20 protein-coding genes are annotated in these 26,227 nt (G+C 62.2%); 16 read left to right on the top strand and 4 right to left on the bottom strand.

Translation table 11 applies throughout. From position 1 onward, the window contains the following. Positions 1-656: 656 nt before the first annotated feature. A complete protein-coding gene (locus QCE63_RS26405; RefSeq protein ID WP_309837199.1) occupies positions 657-1,400 on the bottom strand; it encodes a hypothetical protein in 744 nt (247 codons plus the stop codon). Beyond that, complete coding sequence (locus QCE63_RS26400; RefSeq protein ID WP_309837197.1) at positions 1,397-2,545, bottom strand: hypothetical protein; 1,149 nt, start codon at positions 2,543-2,545, stop codon at positions 1,397-1,399. The genes QCE63_RS26405 and QCE63_RS26400 overlap by 4 nt, the downstream gene beginning before the upstream one ends. An 817-nt stretch (positions 2,546-3,362) precedes the next feature. On the opposite strand from QCE63_RS26400, the gene QCE63_RS26395 reads away from it, so the two are divergent. The 10 genes from QCE63_RS26395 (at position 3,363) to QCE63_RS26350 (ending at position 13,668) form a co-directional block, all read left to right on the top strand. After that, complete coding sequence (locus QCE63_RS26395; protein ID WP_309837196.1) at positions 3,363-4,349, top strand: hypothetical protein; 987 nt, start codon at positions 3,363-3,365, stop codon at positions 4,347-4,349. A gap of 729 nt (positions 4,350-5,078) precedes the next feature. Beyond that, a complete protein-coding gene (locus tag QCE63_RS26390; RefSeq protein WP_309837194.1) occupies positions 5,079-6,311 on the top strand; it encodes a porin in 1,233 nt (410 codons plus the stop codon). A gap of 112 nt (positions 6,312-6,423) precedes the next feature. Beyond that, positions 6,424-7,695, top strand: a complete 1,272-nt coding sequence (locus tag QCE63_RS26385) for an MFS transporter (protein WP_309837192.1) — start codon at positions 6,424-6,426, stop codon at positions 7,693-7,695. A 60-nt stretch (positions 7,696-7,755) separates the two neighbouring features. Then, positions 7,756-8,586, top strand: coding sequence for a fumarylacetoacetate hydrolase family protein (locus QCE63_RS26380; protein ID WP_309837190.1), 831 nt, complete (start codon positions 7,756-7,758; stop codon positions 8,584-8,586). Continuing rightward, positions 8,576-8,998: a nuclear transport factor 2 family protein gene (locus QCE63_RS26375; protein ID WP_309837188.1), complete on the top strand. Its 423-nt coding sequence runs from the start codon at positions 8,576-8,578 to the stop codon at positions 8,996-8,998. Before QCE63_RS26380 ends, QCE63_RS26375 begins: the two co-directional genes overlap by 11 nt. Before the next feature lie 63 nt (positions 8,999-9,061). Beyond that, a complete protein-coding gene (locus QCE63_RS26370) occupies positions 9,062-10,063 on the top strand; it encodes an ornithine cyclodeaminase family protein (protein WP_309837186.1) in 1,002 nt (333 codons plus the stop codon). 44 nt (positions 10,064-10,107) lie between these two features. Next, complete coding sequence (locus QCE63_RS26365) at positions 10,108-11,211, top strand: hypothetical protein (RefSeq protein ID WP_309837185.1); 1,104 nt, start codon at positions 10,108-10,110, stop codon at positions 11,209-11,211. A 55-nt stretch (positions 11,212-11,266) separates the two neighbouring features. Next, positions 11,267-12,070, top strand: coding sequence for a 2-oxo-hept-4-ene-1,7-dioate hydratase (gene hpaH / locus QCE63_RS26360; RefSeq protein WP_309837183.1), 804 nt, complete (start codon positions 11,267-11,269; stop codon positions 12,068-12,070). 9 nt (positions 12,071-12,079) lie between these two features. Further along, positions 12,080-12,895: a 4-hydroxy-2-oxoheptanedioate aldolase gene (hpaI, locus tag QCE63_RS26355; RefSeq protein ID WP_309837181.1), complete on the top strand. Its 816-nt coding sequence runs from the start codon at positions 12,080-12,082 to the stop codon at positions 12,893-12,895. A 29-nt stretch (positions 12,896-12,924) separates the two neighbouring features. Next, positions 12,925-13,668, top strand: coding sequence for an SDR family oxidoreductase (locus QCE63_RS26350; RefSeq protein WP_309837179.1), 744 nt, complete (start codon positions 12,925-12,927; stop codon positions 13,666-13,668). A gap of 35 nt (positions 13,669-13,703) precedes the next feature. Here the strand turns inward: QCE63_RS26350 and QCE63_RS26345 are convergent, their stop codons facing one another. Next, complete coding sequence (locus QCE63_RS26345) at positions 13,704-14,636, bottom strand: LysR family transcriptional regulator (protein ID WP_309837177.1); 933 nt, start codon at positions 14,634-14,636, stop codon at positions 13,704-13,706. Between the two features lie 151 nt (positions 14,637-14,787). Between QCE63_RS26345 and QCE63_RS26340 the strand changes: the two genes are divergently transcribed. Beyond that, entirely contained in the window at positions 14,788-15,927 is a 1,140-nt protein-coding gene (locus tag QCE63_RS26340) for an FAD-dependent monooxygenase (protein ID WP_309837175.1), read from the top strand. A 54-nt stretch (positions 15,928-15,981) separates the two neighbouring features. Next, complete coding sequence (locus QCE63_RS26335) at positions 15,982-16,425, top strand: DUF4174 domain-containing protein (RefSeq protein ID WP_309837174.1); 444 nt, start codon at positions 15,982-15,984, stop codon at positions 16,423-16,425. 49 nt (positions 16,426-16,474) lie between these two features. Here QCE63_RS26335 and QCE63_RS26330 read toward each other — a convergent pair whose 3' ends face one another. After that, positions 16,475-22,096 (bottom strand): AAA family ATPase, encoded by a 5,622-nt coding sequence (locus tag QCE63_RS26330; RefSeq protein ID WP_309837173.1) that lies wholly within the window; start codon positions 22,094-22,096, stop codon positions 16,475-16,477. Positions 22,097-22,347: 251 nt separating this feature from the next. Between QCE63_RS26330 and QCE63_RS26325 the strand changes: the two genes are divergently transcribed. The 4 genes from QCE63_RS26325 to QCE63_RS26310 all read left to right on the top strand — a co-directional run bounded on the left by QCE63_RS26325 (position 22,348) and on the right by QCE63_RS26310 (position 26,205). Continuing rightward, positions 22,348-23,241, top strand: coding sequence for a LysR substrate-binding domain-containing protein (locus tag QCE63_RS26325; RefSeq protein WP_309837171.1), 894 nt, complete (start codon positions 22,348-22,350; stop codon positions 23,239-23,241). A gap of 109 nt (positions 23,242-23,350) precedes the next feature. Further along, on the top strand, positions 23,351-24,568 hold the full coding sequence (locus tag QCE63_RS26320) for a CoA transferase (RefSeq protein ID WP_309837169.1): 1,218 nt from the start codon (positions 23,351-23,353) through the stop codon (positions 24,566-24,568). Positions 24,569-24,584: 16 nt separating this feature from the next. Further along, on the top strand, positions 24,585-25,361 hold the full coding sequence (locus tag QCE63_RS26315; RefSeq protein WP_309837361.1) for an enoyl-CoA hydratase-related protein: 777 nt from the start codon (positions 24,585-24,587) through the stop codon (positions 25,359-25,361). 88 nt (positions 25,362-25,449) lie between these two features. Beyond that, the gene (locus QCE63_RS26310) at positions 25,450-26,205 is read left to right on the top strand and encodes an enoyl-CoA hydratase-related protein (protein WP_309837359.1); all 756 of its coding nucleotides are present in this window, start codon (positions 25,450-25,452) and stop codon (positions 26,203-26,205) included. Positions 26,206-26,227: the final 22 nt, after the last annotated feature.

The following is a 26,227-nucleotide window of genomic DNA, read 5'->3' as shown; positions in this document are numbered from 1 at the left end:
TCAGTTGCGCGTCAATCATCGTGAGAGAGATGCGATGGCGTGTTTGGTCGGGGATTCAAGGGGTGTTCGGCATCAACGGCGGAACGGTTCGAGGTGATTGTCCGGTAATTCCCACAGGTCACATGCTTCGTCAGTCGAACGCGCAGGCGTCAGTTCTATGCTGTAACCGGCTGGTCGATTTTCGGAAATAGACGCTTCTTTGTTGGTCTTTGAGGACGGTGAATTCGGTTACCAGGTCCGACGGCTCTTCGTCATACAGCCGTCGTCCCTGGATTGGCATCTAAGTAACGACCTTGTGTATCGAGGAATGAGGCCCATCGGCCATGATCTTCCATTGCTCGGCACAGCGACCGAGCCCAGACTCGCTCAGTTTTGAAGAATCCCTAGGGCGCATGGCGCTACTTTTCCAACGCTTTTTCGTTGCACATGCGGGATTGCGACCCCAACAACGGGCGCAATTATCGAAAGGGCAACAACTGTCAGGATAACGTGGGTTTAGCGGTTCATCAAAAGCCCGATGGCTCCATGTGTGCAGCGTTCTCCCCAACGCTCTATAACGATCGTGTGGACGAACCCTGCATTCGCAACAGCGCGGCCCTCACACCAGATGTGAGGTCCGTCGTCTGGAATAACCGCGCTTTCATGTACGAATACGATTATTTCATTGACCCCGACAAGGGCGCGAGTTTGACCTCACTATCGAATTTAGACCAGTCTTGGCTATTGATCACGTTTTCAATCTTGTTCTTGTTCCACTGACTCGCGACGTCCCCGTTGATGAAGATGTTTGACCCCTTAAAATCGGGGGTTGCATAGACGTTTTTAGCCTTGCTCTCCTGTAGCGCGTCGCGAACTTGCACATACGCAGTGCGCTTCGAATTCGTCTCGGCTAACTGTTTCACGAGTGCTGGGTCTCCTCGTGTCGCTAAGGCTTGGGCGACCTGATCTTTGTGATCTAGCGGCAAGGCCGCGACCGCGTACATTTGCGAAGTCCGCTGATCGACATTGCTCTGCTGGGCAATATTCAACGCTATTTGGTTATAGTAGGCTTGCTGTTGTCCAATGTGTGCGAGATAAACTTTTAGGTCCTTGATGTTCGTTTCTGTGACCGGTACCACCATCGGATCGTCGACGTAGCTGATCTTGCTGAATTCGGCAACGACCGGAAGCCGTGTCCCGGACGGCAACTCGACGGAATACCGACCGTCGATAGTGGTGATATCTGTTTTGATAGTAGTGCCGCCCGCCTGTTTCACGGTCACCTTGACACCAGGGATGCCTCCGCCCGCCCCCTCGCCTGGATCGAGGACTGTACCCGTTATCTTCTGCTGGGCCCAGGCACCTCGTCCGCAGAGTGCAACGACCAGAATCAGAATTGCGGAGTGATTTAAGAATCTCATGGCTGCGATCCTCCCTTTGCGTATTGGCATTCAAAACTGGCCGCCTGCTTGACTACTTTCCAGTCAGTCGCGTCTGGCGGAATGAGCTTGATATTGACCCACATGGTTTGCTTCGACTTGACGGGCCTGATTGTCCAGCGGATTAGAAATACATCGTTTCCACGCTCCCCGTTGTAGCTGACCTCGGGCGGCACGGATGGCAGGACCGGTGCGTCCAGTCCGAAATATTGGAACTTACCCAATTTGTCAATTTCCAGAGCGCAGTTCACGCCATTGTCTTCTGCACGACCGATATCGACTTCACCCATAAAAACGCGAAAATTCGTGTCCCGGTATTTCTGCAAATCAAAGCGTGTCGTGGGACGTTCGGGCCAGACTTTTAGCACCTCAGTGTGGTGAAACTCCTTATCGAAGCGAAGTCTTCCTGCTGTCGTATGGGTTACAAAGTTGATCTTGTAGTCGCCCGGCGCTAGCGTTTTTCCAGTGATAGTCAAATCACGCTTCTCGCCCCCAGTCAATTCTGGAATCGAATTTTCGGAAATCGTCAGCGCCTCTAATGTCGTATCGGCGGAGGGCGCGCTCTGCCGGTGATCATGCATGACGGCCGCTTGCACGGTGACGTCTTTGTTGGGTGTCTGTATCTGATTTACAAGCGCAACCTTCAGATTAATGGGCTCACCCTGAATGATGCTGAAGCCTTTTTCGTCAGGACGGTAGGTTATGTGCGGATAAGCGAAAAGCAAGTCCCAAAAATTTCCTATTGTTGTAAGTGCGGCTAGCAATCCCGCGATGGTGAGCACACTATTTTGCAGGAAAACGCTTTTCTTTTTTAAGGTTGATTTGTCAGAGAAAACTTCGAGGACTGAGCCTGCCGCGTTAAGCGCATATCCCCCGGTCAGTGCCGTTTCCCATTCAATTTTGTCTCGCTCATAATCTCCTTTCGACAACCAATAGCAAATCAGGCGATTGTAAAATGTCGCGTCCTCAATCAAGTTCCATGCAACCAGTCCTTTTGGAGTACTCAGGTCGGCAACACGCACTTCCGGTTGATCGATCACTCTGACGTATTCAGTTGCATAACCGGTTTTTCCTTTGATTTCTAAATATTCGGCGCATCGGCTGAGGTAATTCAGGAACTGATTCATGTCATTTCCACTTTTAGCAGCGTGAACGCGGGAATCGCTGAGACTGTCGTGTCCAAATATTTACAGAAGCGATTTCGACGAGCTGAATTTGGATATCGGCTAACTACCATTGGAGCTATAACGCGGTATAGGCGATCGCGCAGATACATATATAATTTACCGATTTTTTGTGTTGGTCAGCGAACATTTCACTGGTGCCGCATTGCCGGTATCGTTAGGTCCGGTCATGCTACTTCCGTGATTGATGCATAGTCGGACGACGATGTCAGGCGTTGATGATGGGTTCTAGAAAGGCTCAGAAACATTCCTTGCCGTTGAGGAACGTATCAAGTCGCAGAACGATGGGTGTCCCGATCCGTGCGACCCGCATCTCGAAACCTGACTGCTAGGCCTTTGAAACGGTTGTTGAAATTGAGTTTGAGTTCGCTGACGCAGGCGGCTGCAGGCCCATACCGGGCGACGCCGCCAGGGTCTGCAATCTGCCATGCTGCCGACCCCAAAAGGAATCAACCTCAATGTCCGTAAAGTCCAATAACCCGCCGGCGGCGGCCGCGAGCGAATGACCATTGCACGTCACGAAGAGACATGCAACGCACCGGCTATCGAGCAGTTGAGAAGGGTCCCAGAGAGACTCATGTGATTTCAGCGCAAGCTCTACAGAACGCCCGTGCACCCCAAATGGACGACCCAGCTCAATATCGGCTAGCCGCACGATGCGCAGCACTTCGTCACGACGGAGCCGAACAATCGGCAGCATCGATAACATCCGCGCGCGCACGCTTGGACGCAGGGCGCCGCAGAACCACAACACCCGCGCATGACCCTTTACCTCTACGACGAGCAGACCTTCGACTCACCCGCATCCTTTCAACCGGTCGCGTTGACGGCCGGGACCGGTCGCAATGAACGCTGGTTGCAAGAAAGGATCTTTGAGCTTCCGAAGTTGCTTCCCATGGGCGAGATGTTCGGTCATGGGGAGAGCTTCGTGCCGCTTTGCCGCGAGCTTCCACTGCGTTATGGCTCTTCGAGCGTCTTCCTCGACATTCTGGGCGTTTCCGTGACTGGCCGACTCGTGCTCGTCCAATGCAAGTTGTGGCGTAATCCTAAAGCTCGCCGCGAGGTCATTGCGCAGTTGTTCGAATATGCATCGTTGCTTTCCGAGTGGACGTATTCAGACTTGGAGGCGCGTCTCAAGAAGGCTCGTGGCCTTACTGGCCAAAATCCCATATTCGCCGCGGTCGAAGCCGTGTACCCCGGACTGGGCGAGGCTGCATTCGTCGACTCTGTGAACCGGTCGCTCGACCGCGGTGACTTCCTCTGTGCCATCGCGGGAGACGGCATTCGTAGCGACTTGCAGTCGTTGCGTCGGTTGCTCGGCGCGCAGGGCGGTGTCCTGTCTCAACTCGCGCTCGTTGAGATCCGCAGGTATTGCGATGCGGCGGGGCGCACGCTTCTCGTGCCGTCCGTCCCATTGCACACTGAAGTCGTGCAACGCGAGGTGCTCGTGCGCCCCGACGGCGTCCTGCTTGAGGCACAACTCCGCTTGATGAAGTGGTGCCGACGGAGCGGTCCACGGCTCGACCGACGCCCGTTAGCGCGTCGAGGCTTCAGAATCGCGCGTTCTGGGACGAATTCATTGAGCAGGTTGAGTTTGATCACCCGGACCAGACGCCGCCCCGACATGGCGGTAACAACTTCGTCCGCTTGGATTTACCGGGCCCTGTGCAAGGACTCGTCGCCTACCGGGAGCAGCCGTCGACGGTCGGCCTCTTCGTCAAGTTCGTTGGCGCCGACGGGCTCATAGCGTTGCAAGCGTTCATCGAGGATCAGGCAGCGCTAGAACAGGAAGTCGGACAGCCAATGCGATTCAAAATCAGCGGTGGACAGGATGGGGAGCGGGTAGCGGGACTGCTTGGCGTTCGGTTCGAAGCGCAAGGAGATGGAGCGGCGCGAGACGCCGAGCAGCTCGCATGGCTGCTGCGCAACTGCAACGCCTTGGTGAACGCACTTCGGCTTCGTCTAGGCGGCTCGGCAATTAAAGCATCGCTTCTGTCGTAAATCGGCAGGTTGAAGTCCGCGCTCGGCCACCGGCCGATCGAGCGGCAGCAGCGCACTGTATGGCGGACCGTCCGCCATCTATCGCCCTCGTCACATCCCTTTGCGATCCGCGTATCCGCCACCACCTTTCAGTCTCACACTCCTCCCGCTTCACCAACCGCCGCACGCCGGCGACACCACGAACTCATCGATCCAGACAAGTCGCAAAATCCCCGCGAGGAACACGCTGACTTCAATCCGCACGCACCATAGCGCCATTCACCGCTCGCTCACGATTCGACCTTACCCGGGGCTTTGAACGCACGTTGCCCTTGATTCAGCTCGTGCATGTCTCTCATGCGCAGGTTTCAGTGTCGGATGCATCTGTCATCCGATAGATTTGCGGCGTCCGCTCGCGCTTGCAGCGTTAAAGAAAAGCGCAAAGGGACACGATTCCACTCAAGCAAAGCATGTAAAACAATTCGGAGGAGATTGGATGGAAAGGTATGTGCTATTGGCACTCATCCCTGGTGTGCTCGCGGTCCCCGCCTACGCACAATCCAGCGTCACGCTGTATGGTCTTCTGGATGTCGGCATCAGTTATGCCGTCGGCTCGCAGCGAGCCGTAATCAACGGTCGCCCGGTCGGCGGCGGAAACCAGCTCGCCATGACCGACGGCGCGTTCGGTCTGAGCGGAAGTCGATGGGGTATTCGCGGCACTGAAGAACTGGGCGGTGGCTTGCGAGCCATCTTCACGCTCGAAAGCGGCTTCACGCTGAACAACGGCGCCCTCGCGCAAGGCGGCAGTGAGTTCGGCCGGCAAGCCTTCGTGGGCATCGAGTCGGGACTGGGCCGGGTCGCGCTCGGCCGGCAATATGATCCGCATCTCGACATCGTCGCACCGTTCTCCGCCCCATGGCAGTTCGGCGGCTATGCCGCCACGCATCCCGGCGACATCGACAACCTGTTGAGCACGCGCCGGCTGAACAACAGCATCAAATACGTGATGCCGAAGATCGGAGGCGTCACGTCGGAAGCGTTGTACAGCGTGGGAGGCGCAGCAGGATCGAATGCGCGCAACTCGGCCTGGTCGCTCGGCGCCGCCTACGATGGCGGAGCGCTGCGCGCCGGTACCGCCTGGCTCTCCGTGCGCAATCCGAACGTCGCCTTCTATGGCGCGAATCCGAACGGTGCGGGTGTCGGAGCAAACAATCTCGGCTCGCTTGGCAGTGCGACGACGCCCGAGAGCAATCCGCTGTATGCGGGCTACGCATCGGCCAATGCGTTCGATCTTTTCGGAGCCGGCGCATCCGTCACCTGGCAGGCGGCCACCGCTGGCGTCATCTACACCAATGTCCGTTACACAGGTCTCGGCGATGTCGCGACATCCGGGCCCAATCCGCTCGGATACACGGGCACGGCGGCCATCAACACGGTCGAACTGAACCTGCGCTACCAGTTCTCGGCGGCGCTGCTCGCCGGGGTGATGGCGAGCCTGACACGCTCGGCATCGGTGGGCGGGCACGACGGCGCCTGGTATCGCCAGCTCGGTCTGGGAGCCAGTTACGCGTTGTCCAAACGCACCACGATCTACACCACCGCCGTCTATCAGCGCGCGAGCGGAATTGATTCGACGGGCCATGCCGCGGTCGCCTCGATCTCCGGTCTGAGTCCGTCCGCGACCCATGCCCAGACCGCCGTGCGGGCCGACATTGCCCATCGCTTCTAGGCTCGATGCAGCGCGTGCACTTGGCGAATGCACAGGTTTCAGTGTCAACGCCCGTGCAGATCCGCTAGATTTCATTCATAAAAAATCCAGATCAAATTCAGGAGACACCACGATGGAAGGCTCGCACACGGCTCTTTCTGAGTCGATTGCCGCATCTTCGGGCGACACCCGGCACTCCGTCCTGCGCAGCGTCATTCTGCTGCTCGCGACGTCGCTGGGACTGGCAGGCGGCTATACCTCGCTGTTCGCCGGCACGACGGGCGTCTTCTTGCTGCCGATCGCGTCAGCGCTTGGCTCGGGCCGTGCGGTCGCGTCCACCTGTCTTGCCATGGCATCGCTCGGACTTGCGCTGGGCGCACCGATCGCCGGCAAGCTGATGGACCGCTACGGCGCCTATCGCGTGATCGCGTGGTCGCTCGCGCTGTTCGTGGCGAGTTTCCTCCTGATCTGCGTCGGCCCTGCGACGCCGCTGTTGATCGGCTTCAAGACCTTCGTGATCGGGCTGCTCGGCGTCGCGACTTCGCCGGTCGGCTACTTGCCGATCCTGGCGCGTTCGTTCGAGCGGCGGACGGGCTTTGCGTTCGGCGTTGCATCGATCGGCGCTGGAATCGGTGCGGCGTCGGCGCCCTGGGTCGCGCGCTGGGCGATGGCCCGCTACGGCTGGGAGCAAGCGTACGCCGTGCTCGGCGTGCTCGCGGCAGTCATGGGTGTGGCCGCGCTGTTGCTGCTGCGCGTCGACCGTCAGGCAACGCTGCCGATTCCGGCGGCCACTCGCGGCGGCAAGCACGGGCCGTCGAACTCGCTGCGCGAGTCGCTCGCAGAGCCGCGCTTCTGGATCATCAGCATCAGCATCGCCATTGTGGCGGCGGTCGGGTTGGGGAGCATCGTGCACATTCCCGCGTTACTGACCGACAAGGGCTTGTCGGCGAACCAGGCCGTGGCCGGCGCGGCGTTCTCGGCGATCGGCCTCACCATCGGCCGCTTCGGCGCGGGCGTGCTGCTGGACATCGTTCCGGCTCGCGTGGTGGCCTGCGGCGCGTTTCTGCTGGGCGCTGTCGGCGGGCTGATCCTCGCGACCTCGTCGCATAACCCGTCCTACGCGTTGCTCGCAACGGGCGCGGCACTGACCGGCATGCTCGTAGGCGCGGAAGGCGATCTGATGCCCTTCCTGGTGAAGCGCTACTTCGGTCTGAGTTCGTTCGGCTCCGTGTACGGCGTGATGATTTCGCTGTTCTGTCTCGGCACGCTGGGCGGCCCCATTCTTTTCGGCATCGCTTTCGATCGCCTGCAAAGCTACACGCCCGTGATGATGTTCGCGTCGGCTGCATGCGTCGTCAGCGCAATCGCGATCACCTTGATCGGCCCGTACCGGTATCCGCGTTGATCCCCGCATAGCGACGCATGGTTTCGATGCGCAAGTGAATTCTTCAATGGGAAGTGCGAGATGAAAATTGTTCGTTTTGAGCACGCAAGTCGCCAGCGGTGGGGCGTTCTGAATGACGATCAAGTGACGTCGATCGACGGCGCCGACACGTTCGAAGAGGCCGTCGCACGGTCGCGCTCCGGCGCCGCTGGCAAGACCGTGCCGCTCTCCGCTGTGAGGCTTCTGCCGCCGGTCGGGCGCGATGCGAAGATCCTCTGCGCGGGCTTGAACTATCGCGCGCATCTGGTGGAAATGAAGCGTGCCTTCCCCGAGTATCCGTCCATCTTTGTTCGCTTCGCCAATTCGCTGGTCGGACATGGCGAGCCGGTCGCTCGTCCCTTCAACTCCGACTGCTTCGACTACGAAGCGGAACTGGCGGTTGTCATCGGCAAGCCTGCGCGGCATGTGAGCGTCGAGGACGCGCTTGAATACGTAGCCGGTTATACGTGCATGGCCGAGAACTCGGTGCGGGATTTCCAGCAGCACAACACGCAGGCGACCCCGGGCAAGAACTTCGAGCGTTCGGGCGCGCTGGGTCCGTGGATTGTCACCGCCGATGAAGTGCTCGATCCGGGCAGGCTTGTCTTGACTGGCCGGCTCAACGGCGAAGTGGTGCAGCGCTCCGGAACAGACGATCTGATCTTCAGCGTGCCGCAGTTGATTGCTTACCTCAGCTCCTTCACAACCCTCGATCCCGGCGATGTCATCGCCACCGGCACGCCCGAGGGTGTGGGCATGACCCGGAAGCCGCCGCGCTATCTGCGGGAAGGCGATGTCTTCGAGGTCGATGTGTCGAGCATCGGCACGCTTGCCAATACGGTGACCAACGAGCGGAGGACGCATGTCGGATGAAGCAAGGCTTGCAGCGTCGATGGCCTGCACCGAAACCGTCTTCGCGTTCTTCCACTGTCTCGACGAGCGTACCCACGAGCTGGCGGTGTCGCTGTTCGCGCCGGATGGCGTGTGGCATCGAAACGGCGAAGCACTGCGCGGCCGTGAAAGCATCGGCCGGGCGCTCGCTGCGCGCCCGGAGACCCGGAGAACATTCCATGCGGTCTGCAATCCGCTGGTGTCGCGGGTGGATCGTACCCATGCCGAAGTGCGCTTCTTCCTGATGGCCTTCGAAGCGCAACGCACGGACGCGAGCGACACGCCGCCGCTGACACCCTCGGCAGTGAGACGCTGCATCGACACGCTGGTCTTCGATGGCGAGCGTTGGCTGATCGCGAGCAAGTCGAGCGAGCGTCATCTTCCATTCATCTGATTCGATGTAGCCGGCGGCGACCACGGTCGCCCCACACTCCATTCACATTTGGCAGGATAACTGATGACAAAAGAAGCAATCTGGATCACGGAATCCGATGTATCGAAGCTGGTGCCGCTCGACGACGCCATCGATGCACTGGAGAACAGCCTCGGCGAGATCGCGAACGACACAGCGTTCAACGTGCCCAAGGCAATCGGCGATATCGGTGATGGCGGTTCCATGCATGCGCTCGGCTCCGCGTCGCTGCGAGAGGGCGTGTGCGGCTTCAAGACGTGGGTGCATACCAACGCCGGCGCGAAAGCGGTGTTCTCGTTGTTCAGCACCGAGAACGGCCGGCTGCTTGCCATGCTCGAAGCGAACACGCTCGGCCAGATCCGGACCTCCGCGATGACCGCTGTCGGCACGCGCTGGATGGCCGGCAGGCACGCGAGCGACATGGCGATCATCGGCAGCGGACGTCAGGCGCTTGCGCAGATTTTCGCCGTCAACGCGGTTCGGCCGCTCAAGCGCCTGCGCATCTGGAGTCCTACCGCCGACAAGCGTCACGCGTTCTTCGAGAAGGTGGCAACCAGTCTCGGCTCGGCGCAGGTCGTCGAGGCAGCGTCGCTGGAGGATGCAGTCGACGGCGCCGAGATCGTGACGCTGGTCACGCGGGCGACGCAGCCTTTCTTCAACGCCCGCTTGCTTGCGCCGAATGCGCACTTGAATGCGGTCGGCGCGATCCTGCCGCACAACGCGGAGTTCTTTCCCGACGTGTTCAAGCGCGCGGGCGCGATCGTGGTCGACAACCTCGTCAACACACAAAAGGCATCCCGCGAATTCATCGACTTCTTCGGCTCCGCGAGTGAAGGCTGGGCCCACGTTCAGACCTTGCCCGACGTCATTCGACACGGCCTCGACAAGAAGCGTGAGGGCGACATCACGCTCTTCAAGGCCATGGGCATGGGCATTTCGGATCTGGCTGTCGCCAAGCTTGCCTATGAGCGCGCGGTGACGGGACACGGCGCGGAGATCCGTCTGCCGCTCAGCGGTCCTGCGCCGATCCGCTGGTCCAGGAACTGACCAGCTCCCACCTCACAACAAGTTCAGGCATATCGGAGGACACCATGAGCGAACCCACATTCACGATGCTGGACGGCCGCGCAGCCGCACCGGCGCCCATCACCCCCTGGCAACCGTTGCTGGTCCCGCGCGAGGAGATCGAGCGGGAGATCAGCCGCCTGAGCGAGATGCCGCTGCCCGAGGACGGCCGGCGTGCGGCGTTGATCGTTCATCCGTCATGCACGGATGGCTCGATGGGCTTCGCGCCTGGCATCGATGTCACCATCAGCGTAGTCAATCCCGGCGAAGAGACGCGTGCGCTGATGCGCAATTCCAATCAGATCGAGTTTTGCATCCGCGGTTTGGGCAGCGTCGAGGTAGGGACGGAGGCGCATCAGTTGAGCAAGTGGGGAACGCTCACCATCCCTTCTATGCAGGCGTATTCGCACAAGAACACCGGCGACGAGCCCTGGGTGCGTCTCACGTATTCCAACGCGCCCTTGTTGCGCAAGCTCGCCGTGCACTGGATCAACTATGCCGATTCGGTCGCCGAGCGCAACGTCGAGACCTCCGCGACGGGACTCGACCACAGCTATAACCGCAACAACGCGCCCGACCGGCAGATTTCGGAGGCGGGCGCGCGGCTGCGCGGCTATGAGTTCCTGACGGATATCGAAGTGGTGCGCAACCGGCCGCTCGTGTGGCCGTGGGAAGCCGTCGCGGACATGCTGACGATGAAGAACGGCGATGCGAAGCGCAACATCATTCTTCTCTATAACCCGGCCACGGAACGGCGCAACGGCACGACCCACTCGTTCTTCGCCACGATCTTCTCGCATCCCGTGGGAAAGCCGGCACGCAAGGTCGGGCGCGGCCATAAGCACAGCTCGGTCGCGATCAACTATCACTTCACGGGGCACGGAAGAAGCATCGTCGATGGCGTCGAGATTCCATGGAAGGCGGGCGACCTGCTGCTCTCGGGACCGTCGTGGTCGGAGCATGCGCACTACTACGACGACGAGGCGACCTTCATTCTCACGATCCAGGATCATCCGCTGCACATCGGTATGGAGTCGCTGATCTGGCAGGAGCGCATGGACGGCCCCATTCTGAACCTCGGGTCGGAAGCCGGGCAGACGGGTTATGTCGGTCCGCGCATGGCGGGCTGATTCATGACCGTCCAATGCACCCTCCATCCGACAGCCAAAAGTAAAAGGTCGATTCATGCTTCCGCAAGACACCATCGCGCAACTCGCCCGCCAGTTGTATGAAGCGCGCAAGACGCGCGTCCAGTTGCCGCATTTCACGAAACAGTATCCGCAGATGACCATCGACGACGGCTATGCAATCCAGCGTGCCTGGGTCGCACTCGAAGTCGCGGACGGCCGCAAGATCAAGGGACGAAAGATTGGCCTGACGTCGCGCGCGATGCAGCAGGCAAGCCAGATTACCGAGCCCGATTTTGCGCCATTGATGGATGACATGTTCTTCGAGGGCGGTGGCGATATCCCGTTCGATCGCTTCATCGCGCCACGCGTCGAAGTGGAACTGGCTTTCGTCATGAACCGTCCGCTCAAGGGCCCGGGCATCACGATGTTCGACGTACTGTCCGCGGCGAGCTATGTGGTCCCGGCCATCGAGATCATCGACGCGCGCATCGAACAGCGCGACAGCGAATCGGGCGCCATGCGCCGGGTCTGCGACACCATCAGCGACTTCGCGGCGAACGCGGGCATCGTTCTCGGCGGACGTCCGATGAATCCGCTGGAGGTGGATCTGCGCTGGATCGGCGCGATGCTCTACAAGAACGGCGTCATTGAGGAAACCGGGCTGGCGGCCGGCGTGCTGAATCATCCGGCAAACGGCGTGGCGTGGCTCGCGAACAAGATCGCGCCCTACGACGAGCAGATCGAGGCGGGCGACATCGTGCTGGCGGGCTCGTTCACGCGGCCGTGTTTCGCGGCATTCGGCGACAGCTTCCATGTCGACTATGGTCCGCTCGGCGCGATCTCGTTCCGCTTCCATTGAGGACTTTAGATGCAGATTCGGGAGAATTCATTTCGACGGGCGTTGCACGCAGGAGAGCGGCAGATCGGGCTGTGGGTGGGACTCGCCGACGCCAATGCCGCCGAGTTGCTCGCCGCGACGGGCTTCGACTGGCTCCTGCTCGACAACGAGCACGCGCCCAACGATGTGCGGACGACGCTGGACCAGCTTCGTGCGATCGAGCCGTATGCGTCGCATGCGGTGGTACGTCCGGTGCGTGCCGAGGTGTCGCTCGTCAAGCAATACCTGGATATCGGCGCGCAGACGCTGCTCATTCCGATGATCAACACCGCCGAAGAGGCAAGTCTGATGGTGCAGGCCATGCGCTATCCGCCCGAGGGCGTACGGGGGCTCGGCGCTGCGTTGGCGCGGGCGTCGCGCTGGAACCAGATCGACGACTATCTGAATCAGGCCAACGGCGAGGTTGCGCTGCTGGTTCAGGCCGAGACACGGCAAGCCATGGGCAACCTGCACGAGATCGCATCGACCGATGGCGTCGACGGCGTGTTCTTCGGCCCGTCCGACTTGTCGGCGGACATGGGTTTGCGCGGACAGGCCAATCACCCCGATGTGCGAGCGGCGATCATCGAGGGAATCGCGGTGGTGCGACGGGCAGGCAAGGCGGCGGGCGTCCTTGTGACGGATCGCCAGCTCGCGCATGACTATCTGGAGGCAGGCGCGCAGTTCGTGGCCGTTGGTGTCGACACGACCTTGCTGGTGCGCGCGGCAACCGAGCTTGCGCGCAGTTTCGGCGCGGTGGCTCTTGCCGAGCAAAGCGCGTCGCATCCGAACGACGGCGCTTACTAGACCTCTATCAGACTGGAAAAGGAAGCTGGATGCGCGATAAACCATTGTTCGTGGTCACGGGCGGCAGCCGCGGCATTGGCGCGGCCATTGCGCGTCGCGCCGCGATGACGCATCCCGTTGTGATTCTCTACAAGGACGACGCGCTTGCTGCACAGGGTGTCGTCGATGAGATCGAGGCGAAAGCGGGCAAGGCGTGGGCGATCCGCGCGGATATGGGCGACGAGCACACGCTACTCGAAGCGTTTCGGCAGATCGACGAACTGGGGCGCATCGGCGTGCTGGTGAACAACGCAGGCATCACGGGCGGCATGTCGCGCTTGGCGGATCTCGCTAGCGACGACCTTTCGAAGGTGTTCAGCGTCAACGTGATCGGCGCGTTCATCGCCACGCGCGAGGCGGTGCGGCGCATGTCGACGGCGCAAGGCGGCGCGGGCGGCGTCATCGTCAACATGTCCTCCGGTGCGTCGGTGCTGGGTGCGCCCAACGTATGGGTGCACTACGCGGCGACCAAGGGCGCAATGGATACGATGACCATCGGCCTGTCGAAGGAACTGGCGCAGGAAGGCATTCGCGTCAACGCGGTTCGGCCCGGCGTCATCGACACGGAATTGCACCAGCAGCGCACAGCTGATTCGCTGGCGCGGTTCGCGAGCACGATTCCGATGGGACGCATGGGAACTGCGGATGAAGTCGCGGAAGCGGTGGTGTGGCTGGCGTCGCCCGCTGCGTCCTATGTGACGGGCTGTCTGATGGATGTGCGCGGCGGTCTCTGATGCAGCGGGCGATGTCGGTCGCCTTCGGGTAACCATCACCGCGCCGTCAGCGCCGCGACCGTTTGCTCGTCTGACTTGAACAGGGAAAGGAAGGTCTCGCGCAGCCATGCATGGGCGGGATCGGTGTCGAAGCGGGTATGCCAGTACATGCGGACATCGAAGAATGGGCAGGGGAAAGGAACGTCGTAGACATCGAGCGACATGCTGCGCTGGAAGTGCGCGGCGACGCGCGACGGCACAGTGGTGAGCAGGTCAGACTGCGCGATGACGCTCGGCAAGGCGAAATAGTTCGGCATGCGCATGACCACCGTGCGCCGGATGTTGAGATCCTCGAACGCGGACTCGACCGGGTCGTCCAGTTGTTTGATGGCGACATGCGAACACGACTGGAATTCATCGAGCGTCAGCGCATTGGAGGCGCTGTCGGCACGTTCCCGCTTGCGCGTCACGACCACGCATTGATCGCGAAACACATGGGCATGCCGGATGGTCTGCCGGGTCATGTTCAGGTGACCCACCACCAGATCCACTTCGCGTCCCACCAGCATCTGCTCATAGCTCGAACGGGGCGCCTGGAAGATCGCAAGCTTCACCTTCGGCGCAATCTCGTTGAGGCGGCTGAGCAGGCGAGGAATGAAGAGGATCTCGCCGACATCAGACAGCAGCAGGCGGAATTCGCGCGTGCATTCTTCCGGCAGGAATTCGATCGAGTCCAGCAGGGAATCCTGAATGGTTGCGAGCGCGGAGCGTATGGGCTCCGCAAGGCGCTCGCAGCGCGCCGTCGGTTCGAGTCCGGCGGACGTTCTGATGAACAAGCGGTCGCCGATGGCCTCGCGCAGCCGCCCGAGCGCGTGACTCACTGCCGGCTGACTGAGATGGACTTCCTTGGCGACTTCCGACAGGTTTCGCAGACGGTAAACAGCGTCGAAGATCTTGAGGAGATTGAGGTCCAGGCGGTTGATGTCCATTTGATTGTCAGTATCGCCCTGGCCCGCGGAGAGGGTGACAAGGGTACAACGAAGGTCGGATTTTTAATAGAAGCGCTTACGCGAATGGCGCAGGGCACGCTGGCCGATTGCGATAAAATCGCCGGCAAGATTGACAGCGAGGAGGTTTGCGATGACTCGAAACGTTCTGATTTCAGGCGCCGGCGTCGCTGGCCTGGCTGCTGCCTTCTGGCTGGACCGTGCCGGGTACGACGTGACGCTCGTGGAGCGTTCCAGCGAGTTCCGGCGCGGCGGTCAGGCTGTCGATATTCGCGGCGTCGCGCTGGATGTCATGCAAGCGATGGGCTTGCTCGACGATGCACGGGCGTTGCGCACGCAGCTCAAAGGCATGTCGATGCTCGATGCCGATGGGAACGAGATACATCGGACGGAAGAACGCACCTACAGTGCAGGCCGTCTCGACAGCACTGACATCGAGATCTTTCGCGACGACCTTTGCGAATTGCTGATGAACGCACTGAGCGCGAAGGTCGAGTTCCTTTATGGCGACAGTATTCGCGCGATCCACCCGCACGAGGACAGTGTCGGCGTCGCGTTTGAAAGCGGTGCCGACAGATCCTTCGATCTCTTGATCGGTGCGGATGGAATCTACTCGAATGTCCGCAAGCAGGTGTTCAACGACGAAGCCGCGTCTGTTTTTCCGCTGGGTGTCGTCCTCGCGCTGTTCTCGACGCCCAACTTCATTGCGCTCGACGACTGGCAGATCGGGCATCGCGTCGCCGAGTTCGGTTACGTCATTTATCCGAGCCGCGACAAGCGCGAGTTGCGCATCGGTGCGGGCTTCGCTGCGCCTGAACCGCCGTTGTCCCGGAACGATGTCGAAGCACAGAAGCGCATCGTGTCAGAGCGCTGCGCGCATCTGAAAGGCGAGTTTCCGCGCTTCATCGAGGCAATGAAAAGCACGGAGCAGTTTTACTACAACGAGCTCGCGCAGATTCACATGCCTGCGTGGTCGAAGAGCCGTGTCGTGCTGATCGGCGATGCGGCGCACTGTGCATCGCCGTTTTCGGGGCAGGGCACGAGCCTGGCGCTTGTCGGCGCGTTGGTGCTTGCGCATGAACTGGTGCGCAATGGGTCGGATTTTGCGGCGGCGTTTGCTGCCTACGAGAATCGCATGCGTCCGTATGTCGACCTGAACCAGGCACTGGTCGATCCGGAGCGCCAGGGGCCGGTGCCGGACGAGCAACTGGATGCAGCGAAGAACGGAATCGATTTGACCGGGCTGCTCGGCGAAGCGATCGGAACGAGATAAATTCATCAGGCGCCGTCCAGACGATGTCGTGGATCTTGTCCAAGGGGCTTGCCAATGAACCGGTATCTGTTATTTGCAGGCATGATTGGAACGATGCTGATGGGAATGGCCGCACTATCGAATGCCGGAGGGAGCGCGGCGCCCTCGTCCATCGAGCAGTATTCGTGGCAGAAGCGTTTGCTTATTATTTTCGCCGGGAATGCAGATTCTGCTGCACTGTCGGAACAGCGCGCGACAATCGAGGGACGCAAGGGCTTTCCGGAGCGCGATCTCCTGGTGATCGAAGTAATCGGGAATGACGTGCAAGGCGTCGCCGATTCCGCCAGCGCCCTGCGTCAACGATACGGCGTCAAGGCCGGCGTGTTTCGCGTGCTGCTCGTCGGGAAGGACGGCGGCGTAAAACTGGATTCGCACGAGCCGATCGAATCCCGTGACTTGTTCAAGACCATCGACGCCATGCCGATGCGCAAGCAGGAGGCATCAGGCCGCGGGACGTAGTCTTTCACACGCTTGCTCCGATCTGCATGGGTCGACCGGCCGCATTGAATCAGCGCCCCATCCCCCACCCGCCTCCGCTCACCGCATCCACAAACGCCTCCAACTCAGGAATATCCACCGGCTTCGTAAAATGGCGATCGAACCCGGCTTCGATCGCCATCGCCTTATCGCGCGTCTGTCCGTACCCGGTAATCGCCGCGAGCGTCTTCCCCTTCATGCGAGGATCTGCCCTCAGCCTTCGCGCCACTTCATACCCATCCATCCCCGGCAGCCCGATATCCAGCAAGATAACTTCCGGGTTCTCGGATTTAGCCATCGCCAGCGCCCCGTGCCCATCGTGAGCGGTGACGACATGATGTCCCCATCCTTCCAGCAGCATGGCCAGTGACTGTGCGATATCGACATTGTCATCCACGACCAGCACGCGCTTGCCGCGCACGGCCTCGGGCATAACCGACTGCAACTCCACCTCAGCCACCGGTTCGACAACAGGTGCCAGCGGCAGCGTGACGACAAACTCAGACCCCAACGCCAGCCCCGCACTGACAGCCTCGATCTCCCCGCCATGCTGCTCCACCAGATTCCGGGCGATGGTCAACCCAATCCCCAACCCACCCTGCGATCGCGCGAGTCCCCGTTCCGCCTGCCCGAAAAGCTCGAAGATGCGCTCGAGCACTTCCGCCGCCATCCCAATGCCGTTATCCCGCAGATGCAAGCGCGCGCGCCCATCGTCCGTCTTGAGAATCAGCGCGATGGACCCGCCGTCGTCGGTATATTTCGCGGCATTGGTCAACAGATTCACCAAAACCTGCTCCAACCGCACAGCATCGCCGACAACCTCCACCGCGCGACGCGGCAGCGTGACGCTCACGTCGTGATGCTTGGCATCCATCAAGCCCTGCACCGCTTCCAGCGCGCGCTCGATGATATGCAGCAGATCCACCCGGTCATGCTTCAGTTCGATCAGGCCGCTCGTGATCCGCGACACATCCAGCAGATCGTCCACCAGACGCCGCAGCATGGCCGTCTGCCGATGAAGAATGTCGATGAAGCGGCGTGCAGCAGGTTCATCGGCACGGCGGTCAAGCAAGTGCACCGTGTTCATGATGGCGCCCAGCGGCCCGCGCAGTTCATGCGCGAGGATCGCCAGGAATTCGTCCTTGCGGCGATCCGCCTGACGCAGCGCAATCTCGGTGCGTTCCTGTTGCAGGATCAGCGTGCTGTTCTCGAGCGAAATCACCGCCTGCGTCGCCAGCGCCTGGACCACTTCCACACGCTCCTGCGTGAACGCGTTCGCAAACGCATGGTTTTCCAGGAACAGCAGGCCGATGAACCGCTCCTGACGCTGCAGCGGCACGCACAGCACGGAGCGTGTGCCGAGCTGGCGGACTTCGGGATGATTGGCGAAGAGGCCGTCGGCGGCGGCATCGGCGAGCACGAGGGATTCCTTGCTCCGAGCGACATAACGCAGGATGGCCTGCGGAATATCCGCGCATTCGCTGAGCGGCGTGCTCTCCGATGCCGTGATCAGTCTTTCGTCCGCCGTTACCCGGGCGCGCACCATCAGCGAGCCCGGCGTGTCCAGCACCAGAATGCCTTTTTGCGCGCCCGCGACTTCCACCACGATTTGCAGGATGCGCTCATACAAGCGGGCCTGGACCGTTTCGGCGGAGATGGCCTGCGAGGACTTGATGAGGCCGAGCGTATCGAGTTCGCCGCCTCGGGATGGCAGGGCCGGCAGTTTCGACGCGAAGAACGCAGGGTAATCCTGCGTCAGCCGATGCGCCTTCACGGTCGCACCCCAGCGGCTGTATCCGTCGTGCGCCTTCTGGATGTGCAGTGCGGCGAAGGCCGGTTCATTTTGCGCCAGCAGGAAACGCCCGCGCAGTTCATGGGCGATGGCCTCGTCCTGAAGAAAGCCTTCACGTTCCGCGCCTTCGATAGCCGCGCGATAAAGCTGCAACGCGCGCCAACCATCGCCGTCGAGACGCGCGAGTTCGGCATCGACGAGCGCGAGCTTGTGGTCGAAGCTCTGCGGACAGTGGCTGGCCCACACGGCGAGTTGCTGCTGCATCGACGTGACCGGCGGACGCGCCTCGCCGCCCGAAGCATCATGCGAGGCAATCAGCGACAGAATCGTGTAGTACACGTGTTCCGCCGACGTGATCATCCCCTGGATGCCCTTCAACGCGGCGTTTGCTTCGCTTGAACACCGCTGGGCGAGTGCGTGATCGCCGGCGAGATAAGCCGCCTGCAAACGCGCGACCCAATAATGTCCGATGGCCGTATCGTTGCCGCACGCCTCGGCGAGGAAGTCCGACTCGTTGAAGTCGGCGTCGTCGAAACTCGTGACCGAGTCGGTCTGTCCGGTGAGGTTGCGTACCAGTTGACGGAACGGCAGGATGATCGACGTCGCAATCTGGTTCTTCTGCGTGATGACGAAGTCCAGACCGATCTCCGATTGTTCGAGCAGTTCGCTCAGCGTAACGGCCACTGGCAGGCTGTTGATCAGCAGACCCGCGAGCGTGAAGGCCGCATAAGCCAGTTCGCCCGATTTCAGCGCAGCGGCATAGCCTTCCTGCATCAACGGCAGCGTATCGCGCAGCGGCGCTTTCCAGACGCTCACCACCAGCGAAAACACCTGAAGCGTGCGCGCGAGTTCGCCGCTGTCGCCGAAGCGGCGCGCAAGATCCACGGCCAGCGCGCCGAACGCGTAACCCGTGTCGTACTCGCCGGTGCGCGCGTGATGCAGCGCTCCGTAGAACACATAGGCATAGGAAGAAGACGCCGACGGCCCGTAGCGCAGCGCCATGTCGGTGCCTTTCATCGTGACGAAGGCGAGGACGTCGTTGGCGCCGCTGAAGTAGGCGGGCGGTCCGAGCGTCGAAAGCAGGCGCATGCAGGCCCGCACATCCTCGTCCGCGACCTCGGGCGCATCCTTCAATTCGCTGATGCGCCGCTGGTCGAGACTCGCGACCACATTCGCCGCTTCCCGTTCGATGGCGGCAGCGAGATCATCGAGCGGCCATTCCGCTGCGAACAGCGCCAGCCCTTCGCGGCCGATCTGCAACGCGCGGATCGAGTTGCCCGCGACCATCGCCGCGAGCACGCGCAGCGTGCAGAGGTCCGCCTGACTGCTCTTCGAGCGCGCGTGGCCGAGCGCGTTTTGCGCGAGATCGTCGGCGATGGTGTGACGGCCCGTCAGATACGCGTATTCCGCCAGTTCGCGATGCACGGCGAAGGTCAGATCGCGGTGTTCGGTCCACGCGTTTTCGGGCAGTTGCCGGAGGGCGGCATCGAGATAGTCGAAGGCGGCCTGGTATGCCGCCGAGGCCTTGGCCTTGCGGCCGGCGGCAAGGTTCAGATGCGCGAGGCTCAGGCGTTCCGCCGGACGCTCGATGAGTTCCTGCCCGAGATTGAGCTGATCCGCGATATCGAACAGCGATTCATCGAACAGCGACTCGTCGGACTGGATGACGGTACATCGGCCGAGCAAGCGGCGGCCAATGTCCAGATGCACCGACCGCCGTTGTTGCGGGCTCATCGACAAGTACGCCGCCTGCTGCACGCGATCGTGGCCAAATTGCAGCATGGCGGGCAGATTCGCCAGTTTGTCGTCGAGCGGGCCGGCCACGCGCGGCAGCTTGTAGGCGTTGTGCAACGGCAGCAGCAGCCCCTCTTCGAGTGCGGGCCAGAGATCGCCCATTACCGCCATGCCGGAGCGCGCGGTGACATCGGCGAGCAGACTCACATCGAAACGATGCCCCAGACACGCGCCCGCCTGGAGCAGATGCTGGGTCGGCTCGGGCAGCCGGTTCAGCGTCTGCACCATCAGTTCGACGACATTGCCGCTCAGCGGCGCGCGCTCCAGTTCGACGAGATCCCAGCGCCACCCGCCCGCGTCCTGATCGAAACGAATGAGGTCCTCGTGATGCAGCGTATGCAACAGGCGGCGCACGAAGAACGGATTGCCCGCGGTCTTGCTGAGAACCCGCTCGGCGAGCGGACGGACTTCGTCGGAAGGCTGATTCAGCGCATCGGCGATCAGGCTCACCAGGTCTTCGCCGCGCATGGGCCCGAGGTGCAGTTCGAGCAGATGCGCGTTGCCGCTGCGAATGGCCGCCAGCGTCAGGTTCAACGGATGGGACAGGCCGACTTCTTCGTCCCGATACGCACCGAGCATGAACAGGAAGCGGTGGTCGCCATCGCTCATCCAGCGCGTGATGAGTTGGAGGGACGCGGCATCGACCCATTGGAGATCGTCGAGGAACAGGACGAGCGGATGCGCTTCCTTGGCAAACACGCCCAGGAACGCAGTGAAGACGAGGTTGAGCCGGCTGACGGACTCGCCCGGAGCCAAGGCCGGAACCGGCGCTTGCGGTCCGATCACATGCTGCACTTCAGGCACCACGTCGATCAACACCTGGCCGTTGGGGGCCACGGCGTCCTGGATCTGCTGTTTCCAGACCGCGAGCGCGGCTTCGGATTCGGACAGGATCTGCCGCACCAGCATCCGGAAAGCCTGCACGATGCCGGTGTACGGCACGCCGCGCTGAAGCTGATCGAACTTGCCCGCAATGAAACGCGCGCGACGTTCGACGACGGGCCGCTCCAGATGGCTCACCAGCGCGGACTTGCCGACGCCCGGTTCACCCGTGATCAACACCAGTTCGCGCTGTCCGGCGCTGACGCGGGCGAAGGTCTCGTCGAGCAGGCGTACTTCATCGGCGCGGCCGTAGAGTTTCTCGGCGATCTTGAATTCGCGCGGCACATCATGCCGGGCGAGCGCGAAAGGCTCGATGACGCCCGTCGCCTGCCACTGCGCACGCGCGTGACGCAGGTCGGCGGCCAGCGCTTCGGCGGTCTGATAGCGTAACTCGGGCTCTTTCTCCAGCAACTTGAGCACGATATGCGACAGCGCGAGCGGCACGCCCGCGCGCAGTTCATGCGGCGGCCGTGGCCGGCGGGCCAGATGCGCATGAACCAGCTCCACCGGATCGTCGGCGGTGAAGGGCGCCGAGCCGGTCAGCATTTCGTTGAGCGTCGCGCCGACGGAATAGAGGTCGGCGCGCAGATCCACGGAACGTCCTGTCCGGCCGGTCTGCTCCGGCGAGAGATAGCGCAGCGCGCCTTCGAGCAACGCGGGACTGGTGCGCTCCACCGCAAGCTGGGACAGCGTGGTCGCAATCGCGAAATCGACCAGCGTCAGCCGCAGCGTCGAATCGAGCACGATGTTCGCCGGGTTGATGTTCCGATGAACGATCTTGTTCGCGTGCAGCGCGGCCACTGCCTCGGCCAGTTGCACGGCGATGTCGAGCACATCGTCGATGGCCATGGGCCCGGTCGACAGCCGGTCGGCGAGGTTGAACGGTCCGCCGTCGTGCATGACCAGCGCCAGCCGCTTGTGATTGCCAGCGAGTCCCACCATTTTGACGACGCCCGGCAGATCCAGACCGTCCAGCAGTGCGTGCTCATGTCGCAAGGACGCGATGGCGCCGACGTCATCGATGCCCGCAACGGTTTCCTTGAGAATCAGGCGAACCTCCGGCGACTCGATCCGGCTGACCATGCTGCGCGCGCTCCGGCTGACCATGGCGGCAGCACCCGCGTCGAGCGTCGCCGGAATGCCCTGGACGGTCAGGTTGAGACGCAGCAAGTCCATCGAAGCCATCAGCGATCTTTAGAGTGCGGCAGATGCCGACATTAGCGCATTTAAGCGATTTTTTCAGACGCTGAGCCGCAGCAAGATCGAGACCCGGAGGCGCGGGCGTTCGAGCATGAGGCGGGATCAGGCGTTGCGCGGCCGCCATGGTAACGTCTGGACGCACGCGCGAGACGGATTTGACGCGATCATTTTTTCGCCGTGTCACGCTTGCTGAAAAAAATTCCGCACCATCACGTCAGACCCCGCGCAAACCGCTCATGAACCGTGCCGTCACTCTTCCTTCGCTCAACGCGATCCGGGCATTCGAAGCGACGGGCCGCACGCTGAGCGTTTCCAAAGCGGCGAGCGAGCTTGCGGTCACGCCGGCCGCTGTGAGCCGCCAGGTCAAGGCGCTCGAAGGCTTCCTCGGGCTGCAGCTGTTCGAGCGCGTCAGGGGACGGCTCGAACTGACCTCGGCGGGCGCGCGCTATCTCGCCGAACTGATGCCGCTGTTCGCCGGTCTGCGCCAGGCCACCGACAGCATTCGCACCGCAGGCCGACGCTCTCATGTCCTCAAGATCCGCTCGCCCGCCACGTTCGCCGTGCGCTGGCTGATTCCGCGGCTCGCGAGTTTCCATCGGCAGTTCCCGGATATCGACGTGCAGCTCACCACGTCATCGGCGCCGCTGGATTTCAGGCGCGAGGACATCGACGGCGGCATCCAGCTCGGCGATGGCCGCTGGCCCGGCCTCTCCGTGCAGCGGCTGATTCCCAACGAACTCGTGCCGGTCGCGGCGCCGTCGCGCAAGATCCGCGCGCGCAGCAAGCTGACCGGCGAGACGCTCCTGCATTCGCTCGCACGCGCCGACGACTGGGCCATCTGGATGGAAGCAGCCGGCTTCGCACGCGATCCGCGCCGCCGCGAGATGCGTTACGAGACTTCGTTGCTGGCGTATCAGGCGGCCATCGAGGGACATGGCGTTGCCGTCGCGCAAAAAGCGCTCGTACGCGCCGAGCTCGACAGCGGGCAACTGGTCGCGCCGTTTCGTTTCGAGCTGGACCGGGGCGCTTATACCTACTACTTCGCCTGGCCGGCGCGGCACGCGTCCGAGGCGCTCACGACCTTCCGCGACTGGCTGGTGTCGCTCGTGAAGACGGACATTACCCTTTAACAAAAAGTCAAAGCCTCGTTTCCAAAAAGTCGATTGTTCCGCCGGTCGCGCAACTCTAATCTGCGGCCATGGTTCGATGCAACGTCGAACCCGGAGACAGGACAACGACATGATTCGAGACAGCTTGAAAGGCGTTCGCGTGCTCGATTTTTCGCACGTGCTGGCAGGCCCCGTATGTTCGATGACGCTTGCCGATCTCGGCGCGCACGTGGTGAAGATCGAGCCGCCGGGCGGCGAGATCGGCAGGCAGATCGGCCCGCCGTGGGTGAACGGCGTCAGCCCGGCCTTCATGAGCGTCAATCGCGGCAAGTACAGCGTGGCGATCGATCTCAAGACCGACGCGGGGCGCCGCACCGTCGCCGAGATGGCGCGCCAGGCGGATGTCGTGGTCGAGAACTTCCGTCCCGGCGTAATGGCGTCGATGGGACTCGGCTACGAGACGCTCCACGCGCTCAATCCGCAACTGGTCTATTGCTCGATCTCGGCGTTCGGGCAGCGCGGCGAGAGCACGCGCCGGCCGGGCGTCGATGGTGTGATCCAGGCCGTGAGCGGGCTCATGAGTACGCTCGGTACGGCGCAGGGCGATCCGCTGAAGGTGCCGGTGCCCGTCGCCGACATGATGGGCGGCTATCTCGCCGCCATCGCCGTGCTGGGCGCGTTGCATGCGGCGCGTGCGCAGCGCAAGGGCCAGCACCTCGACGTGAGCCTCTACAACGCGACGCTGATGCTGCAGCAGATCGGCTTCGCCGCGTTCTTCGCTTCGGGTTCGGAGCCGGAAAAGATCGGCAGCGCGGCCCCTTATGCCTGCCCGAATGAAGCCTTCCCCACCCGCGACGGATGGATGATGGTCGTCGCCTATCATCCGGCACGCTGGAGCGCGCTGTGCGAGTTGCTCGATGCGCCGCAACTCGAAGCCGATGCGCGCTTCGCCAGCAACGATGCGCGCGTGCGGCATCGCGCCGAACTCCATGAGATTCTCGCGGCGCGCTTCGAGCAGCGGACCACGGCCGAGTGGATCGTGGCGCTCTCGGCGAGGGACATCCTCTGCGCGCCCGTCACGACCTATCGCGAGGTGATCGAGTCGGTGGAGTATCGGCAGAGCGGCATTGCGCGCACTGTCGAGCATCCGGTGGCGGGGTGCATCAGGACACACGGGTTTGCGCTCGGCCCATCCGATCCTCCTGCTTGTGACGAAACCCCCGCGCCCGTGACCGGCCAGCACACGCTCGACATGCTCGGCCTGTACGGCTTCGACGACGAAGCCATCGCCGCCTTGCTCAATGCCGGCGTGATCCGTGCCGCCGCGGCGCATGCCGGAACGGTCTAGGAGAGTCCACATGGAAATGGAACAACCCATCGTACATACCGAACTGCATGGCCGCGTCGCGCTCGTGCGGCTGGCCTCCGACAACCCGCTGAACCCGCTGACCGATGCGCTGATCGACGCGCTCGTCCGCGAAATGCAGCGCATCGACGCGGACCCCGCCGTGCATGCGACCGTGCTGACCGGATCGGACAAGGCCTTTGCGGCGGGCGCGGATATCGCCGCGATGGCGCCGCTCGACTACGCGACAGCATTCTCCGACGACCTCATCGGCCGGAACTGGGATCACCTGCGCAGGCTGCGCAAACCGCTCATCGCGGCGGTCAGGGGCTATGCGCTCGGCGGCGGCTGCGAGCTGGCGATGATCTGCGACATCGCCATTGCCGCCAGCGATGCCCTGTTCGGCCAGCCGGAAATCAAGCTCGGCATCGTGCCGGGCGCGGGCGGCACGCAGCGGCTGCCGCGCGCGGCGGGCAAGTCGACCGCGATGCTCGCGTGCCTCACGGGCGAAGCGCTCTCGGCCTCCGACGCGCTGGCGTGCGGCCTGATATCGAAAGTGGTCGAGCCGGATGCGCTGATCGAGGAAGCGTTGCGGATCGGGCAGCAGATCGCCCGGCATTCGCTGCCGGTGATCGTGGCTGTCAAGGAGGCCGTCGATCGTTCCTTCGAGTCGTCGCTGGCGGAAGGGCTGTTGTTCGAACGGCGCTTGTTTCACGCGGGCTTTTCGCTGGCGGACCAGAAAGAAGGCATGGCCGCGTTTCTCGAGCGGCGCACCGCCGGTTTTGTCAATCGATGAAGCACAGATAAGGAGACGAACTGTGAAGGACAAGGAACCCGATGCAAGCGGAAGGCCGCTGGTTCGCCACGCAGTGGAAGCGGGCGTGATGACCATCACGCTCGACGAACCGTCGAACGGCAACGCGCTCACGCTTGCCATGACTGCGGCGCTGTCGGACGTGCTCGAAAGCGTCAACGGCAGGGACGACGTGCAGTGTGTCGTGCTGCGTTCATCGTCGAAGCACTTCTGCACGGGCGGCAACGTGAAGGACATGCAGAGCGGCAGGGATCTGATGGACGGTGGTGTCGAAGTGGTGCGCGAGCGTCTGCGTCATGGCCTGCACCGGATCACGCGGGCACTGAGCACGATGGACGTGCCGTCGCTCTGCGCCGTGAATGGCGCGGCGGTGGGTGCAGGCTGCGATCTCGCGCTGATGTGCGATATCCGGCTGGCGGGCGCGCGTGCCGTGTTCGCGGAAAGCTTCCTGCGACTCGGTCTCGTGTCGGGGATCGGCGGCGCGTGGTTCCTGTCGCGCATCGTCGGGCCCGCGAAGGCGCTCGAACTGACGCTTACCAGCGAGTTCGTCGATGCCGAAACGGCGCGTCGTCTGGGTATCGTCGCCCAGGTTCATCCCGATGCCGCGCTCGACGATGAAGCGCGTGCGCTTGCCTTGCGCATCGCCGCGAATCCTCCGTGTGCGTTGCGCATGGCCAAGAAGCTCGTGCAGGAGTCGGCGCAGGGCACGCTCTCCGTGTCGCTCGAACTGGCGGCGAACATGCAGGCCATTCTCCTGTGCGGCAGCGAGCACAAGCAGGCGGTGTCCGGCTTTCTGGAGCAACAGGCGCGGCAAAAGGCGTCCTGACGCAGACGCATAGACCAACGAT

It is taken from the genome of Caballeronia sp. LZ065, assembly GCF_031450975.1.
Classification (GTDB): Bacteria; Pseudomonadota; Gammaproteobacteria; order Burkholderiales; family Burkholderiaceae; genus Caballeronia.
This window is presented reverse-complemented; position numbering and strand designations above follow the sequence as displayed.

Excerpts from the sequence above, each read along its gene's own strand:
- QCE63_RS26400 (WP_309837197.1), bottom strand. The coding sequence starts at position 2,545 with ATGAATCAGTTCCTGAATTACCTCAGCCGATGCGCCGAATATTTAGAA.
- QCE63_RS26375 (WP_309837188.1), top strand. The coding sequence starts at position 8,576 with ATGTCGGATGAAGCAAGGCTTGCAGCGTCGATGGCCTGCACCGAAACC.
- hpaH (WP_309837183.1), top strand. The coding sequence starts at position 11,267 with ATGCTTCCGCAAGACACCATCGCGCAACTCGCCCGCCAGTTGTATGAA.
- hpaI (WP_309837181.1), top strand. The coding sequence starts at position 12,080 with ATGCAGATTCGGGAGAATTCATTTCGACGGGCGTTGCACGCAGGAGAG.
- QCE63_RS26335 (WP_309837174.1), top strand. The coding sequence starts at position 15,982 with ATGAACCGGTATCTGTTATTTGCAGGCATGATTGGAACGATGCTGATG.
- QCE63_RS26330 (WP_309837173.1), bottom strand. The coding sequence starts at position 22,096 with ATGGCTTCGATGGACTTGCTGCGTCTCAACCTGACCGTCCAGGGCATT.
- QCE63_RS26315 (WP_309837361.1), top strand. The coding sequence starts at position 24,585 with ATGGAACAACCCATCGTACATACCGAACTGCATGGCCGCGTCGCGCTC.
- QCE63_RS26405 (WP_309837199.1), bottom strand. The coding sequence starts at position 1,400 with ATGAGATTCTTAAATCACTCCGCAATTCTGATTCTGGTCGTTGCACTC.
- QCE63_RS26340 (WP_309837175.1), top strand. The coding sequence starts at position 14,788 with ATGACTCGAAACGTTCTGATTTCAGGCGCCGGCGTCGCTGGCCTGGCT.
- QCE63_RS26345 (WP_309837177.1), bottom strand. The coding sequence starts at position 14,636 with ATGGACATCAACCGCCTGGACCTCAATCTCCTCAAGATCTTCGACGCT.
- QCE63_RS26310 (WP_309837359.1), top strand. The coding sequence starts at position 25,450 with ATGACCATCACGCTCGACGAACCGTCGAACGGCAACGCGCTCACGCTT.
- QCE63_RS26365 (WP_309837185.1), top strand. The coding sequence starts at position 10,108 with ATGAGCGAACCCACATTCACGATGCTGGACGGCCGCGCAGCCGCACCG.
- QCE63_RS26370 (WP_309837186.1), top strand. The coding sequence starts at position 9,062 with ATGACAAAAGAAGCAATCTGGATCACGGAATCCGATGTATCGAAGCTG.
- QCE63_RS26350 (WP_309837179.1), top strand. The coding sequence starts at position 12,925 with ATGCGCGATAAACCATTGTTCGTGGTCACGGGCGGCAGCCGCGGCATT.
- QCE63_RS26325 (WP_309837171.1), top strand. The coding sequence starts at position 22,348 with ATGAACCGTGCCGTCACTCTTCCTTCGCTCAACGCGATCCGGGCATTC.
- QCE63_RS26385 (WP_309837192.1), top strand. The coding sequence starts at position 6,424 with ATGGAAGGCTCGCACACGGCTCTTTCTGAGTCGATTGCCGCATCTTCG.
- QCE63_RS26380 (WP_309837190.1), top strand. The coding sequence starts at position 7,756 with ATGAAAATTGTTCGTTTTGAGCACGCAAGTCGCCAGCGGTGGGGCGTT.
- QCE63_RS26395 (WP_309837196.1), top strand. The coding sequence starts at position 3,363 with ATGACCCTTTACCTCTACGACGAGCAGACCTTCGACTCACCCGCATCC.
- QCE63_RS26320 (WP_309837169.1), top strand. The coding sequence starts at position 23,351 with ATGATTCGAGACAGCTTGAAAGGCGTTCGCGTGCTCGATTTTTCGCAC.
- QCE63_RS26390 (WP_309837194.1), top strand. The coding sequence starts at position 5,079 with ATGGAAAGGTATGTGCTATTGGCACTCATCCCTGGTGTGCTCGCGGTC.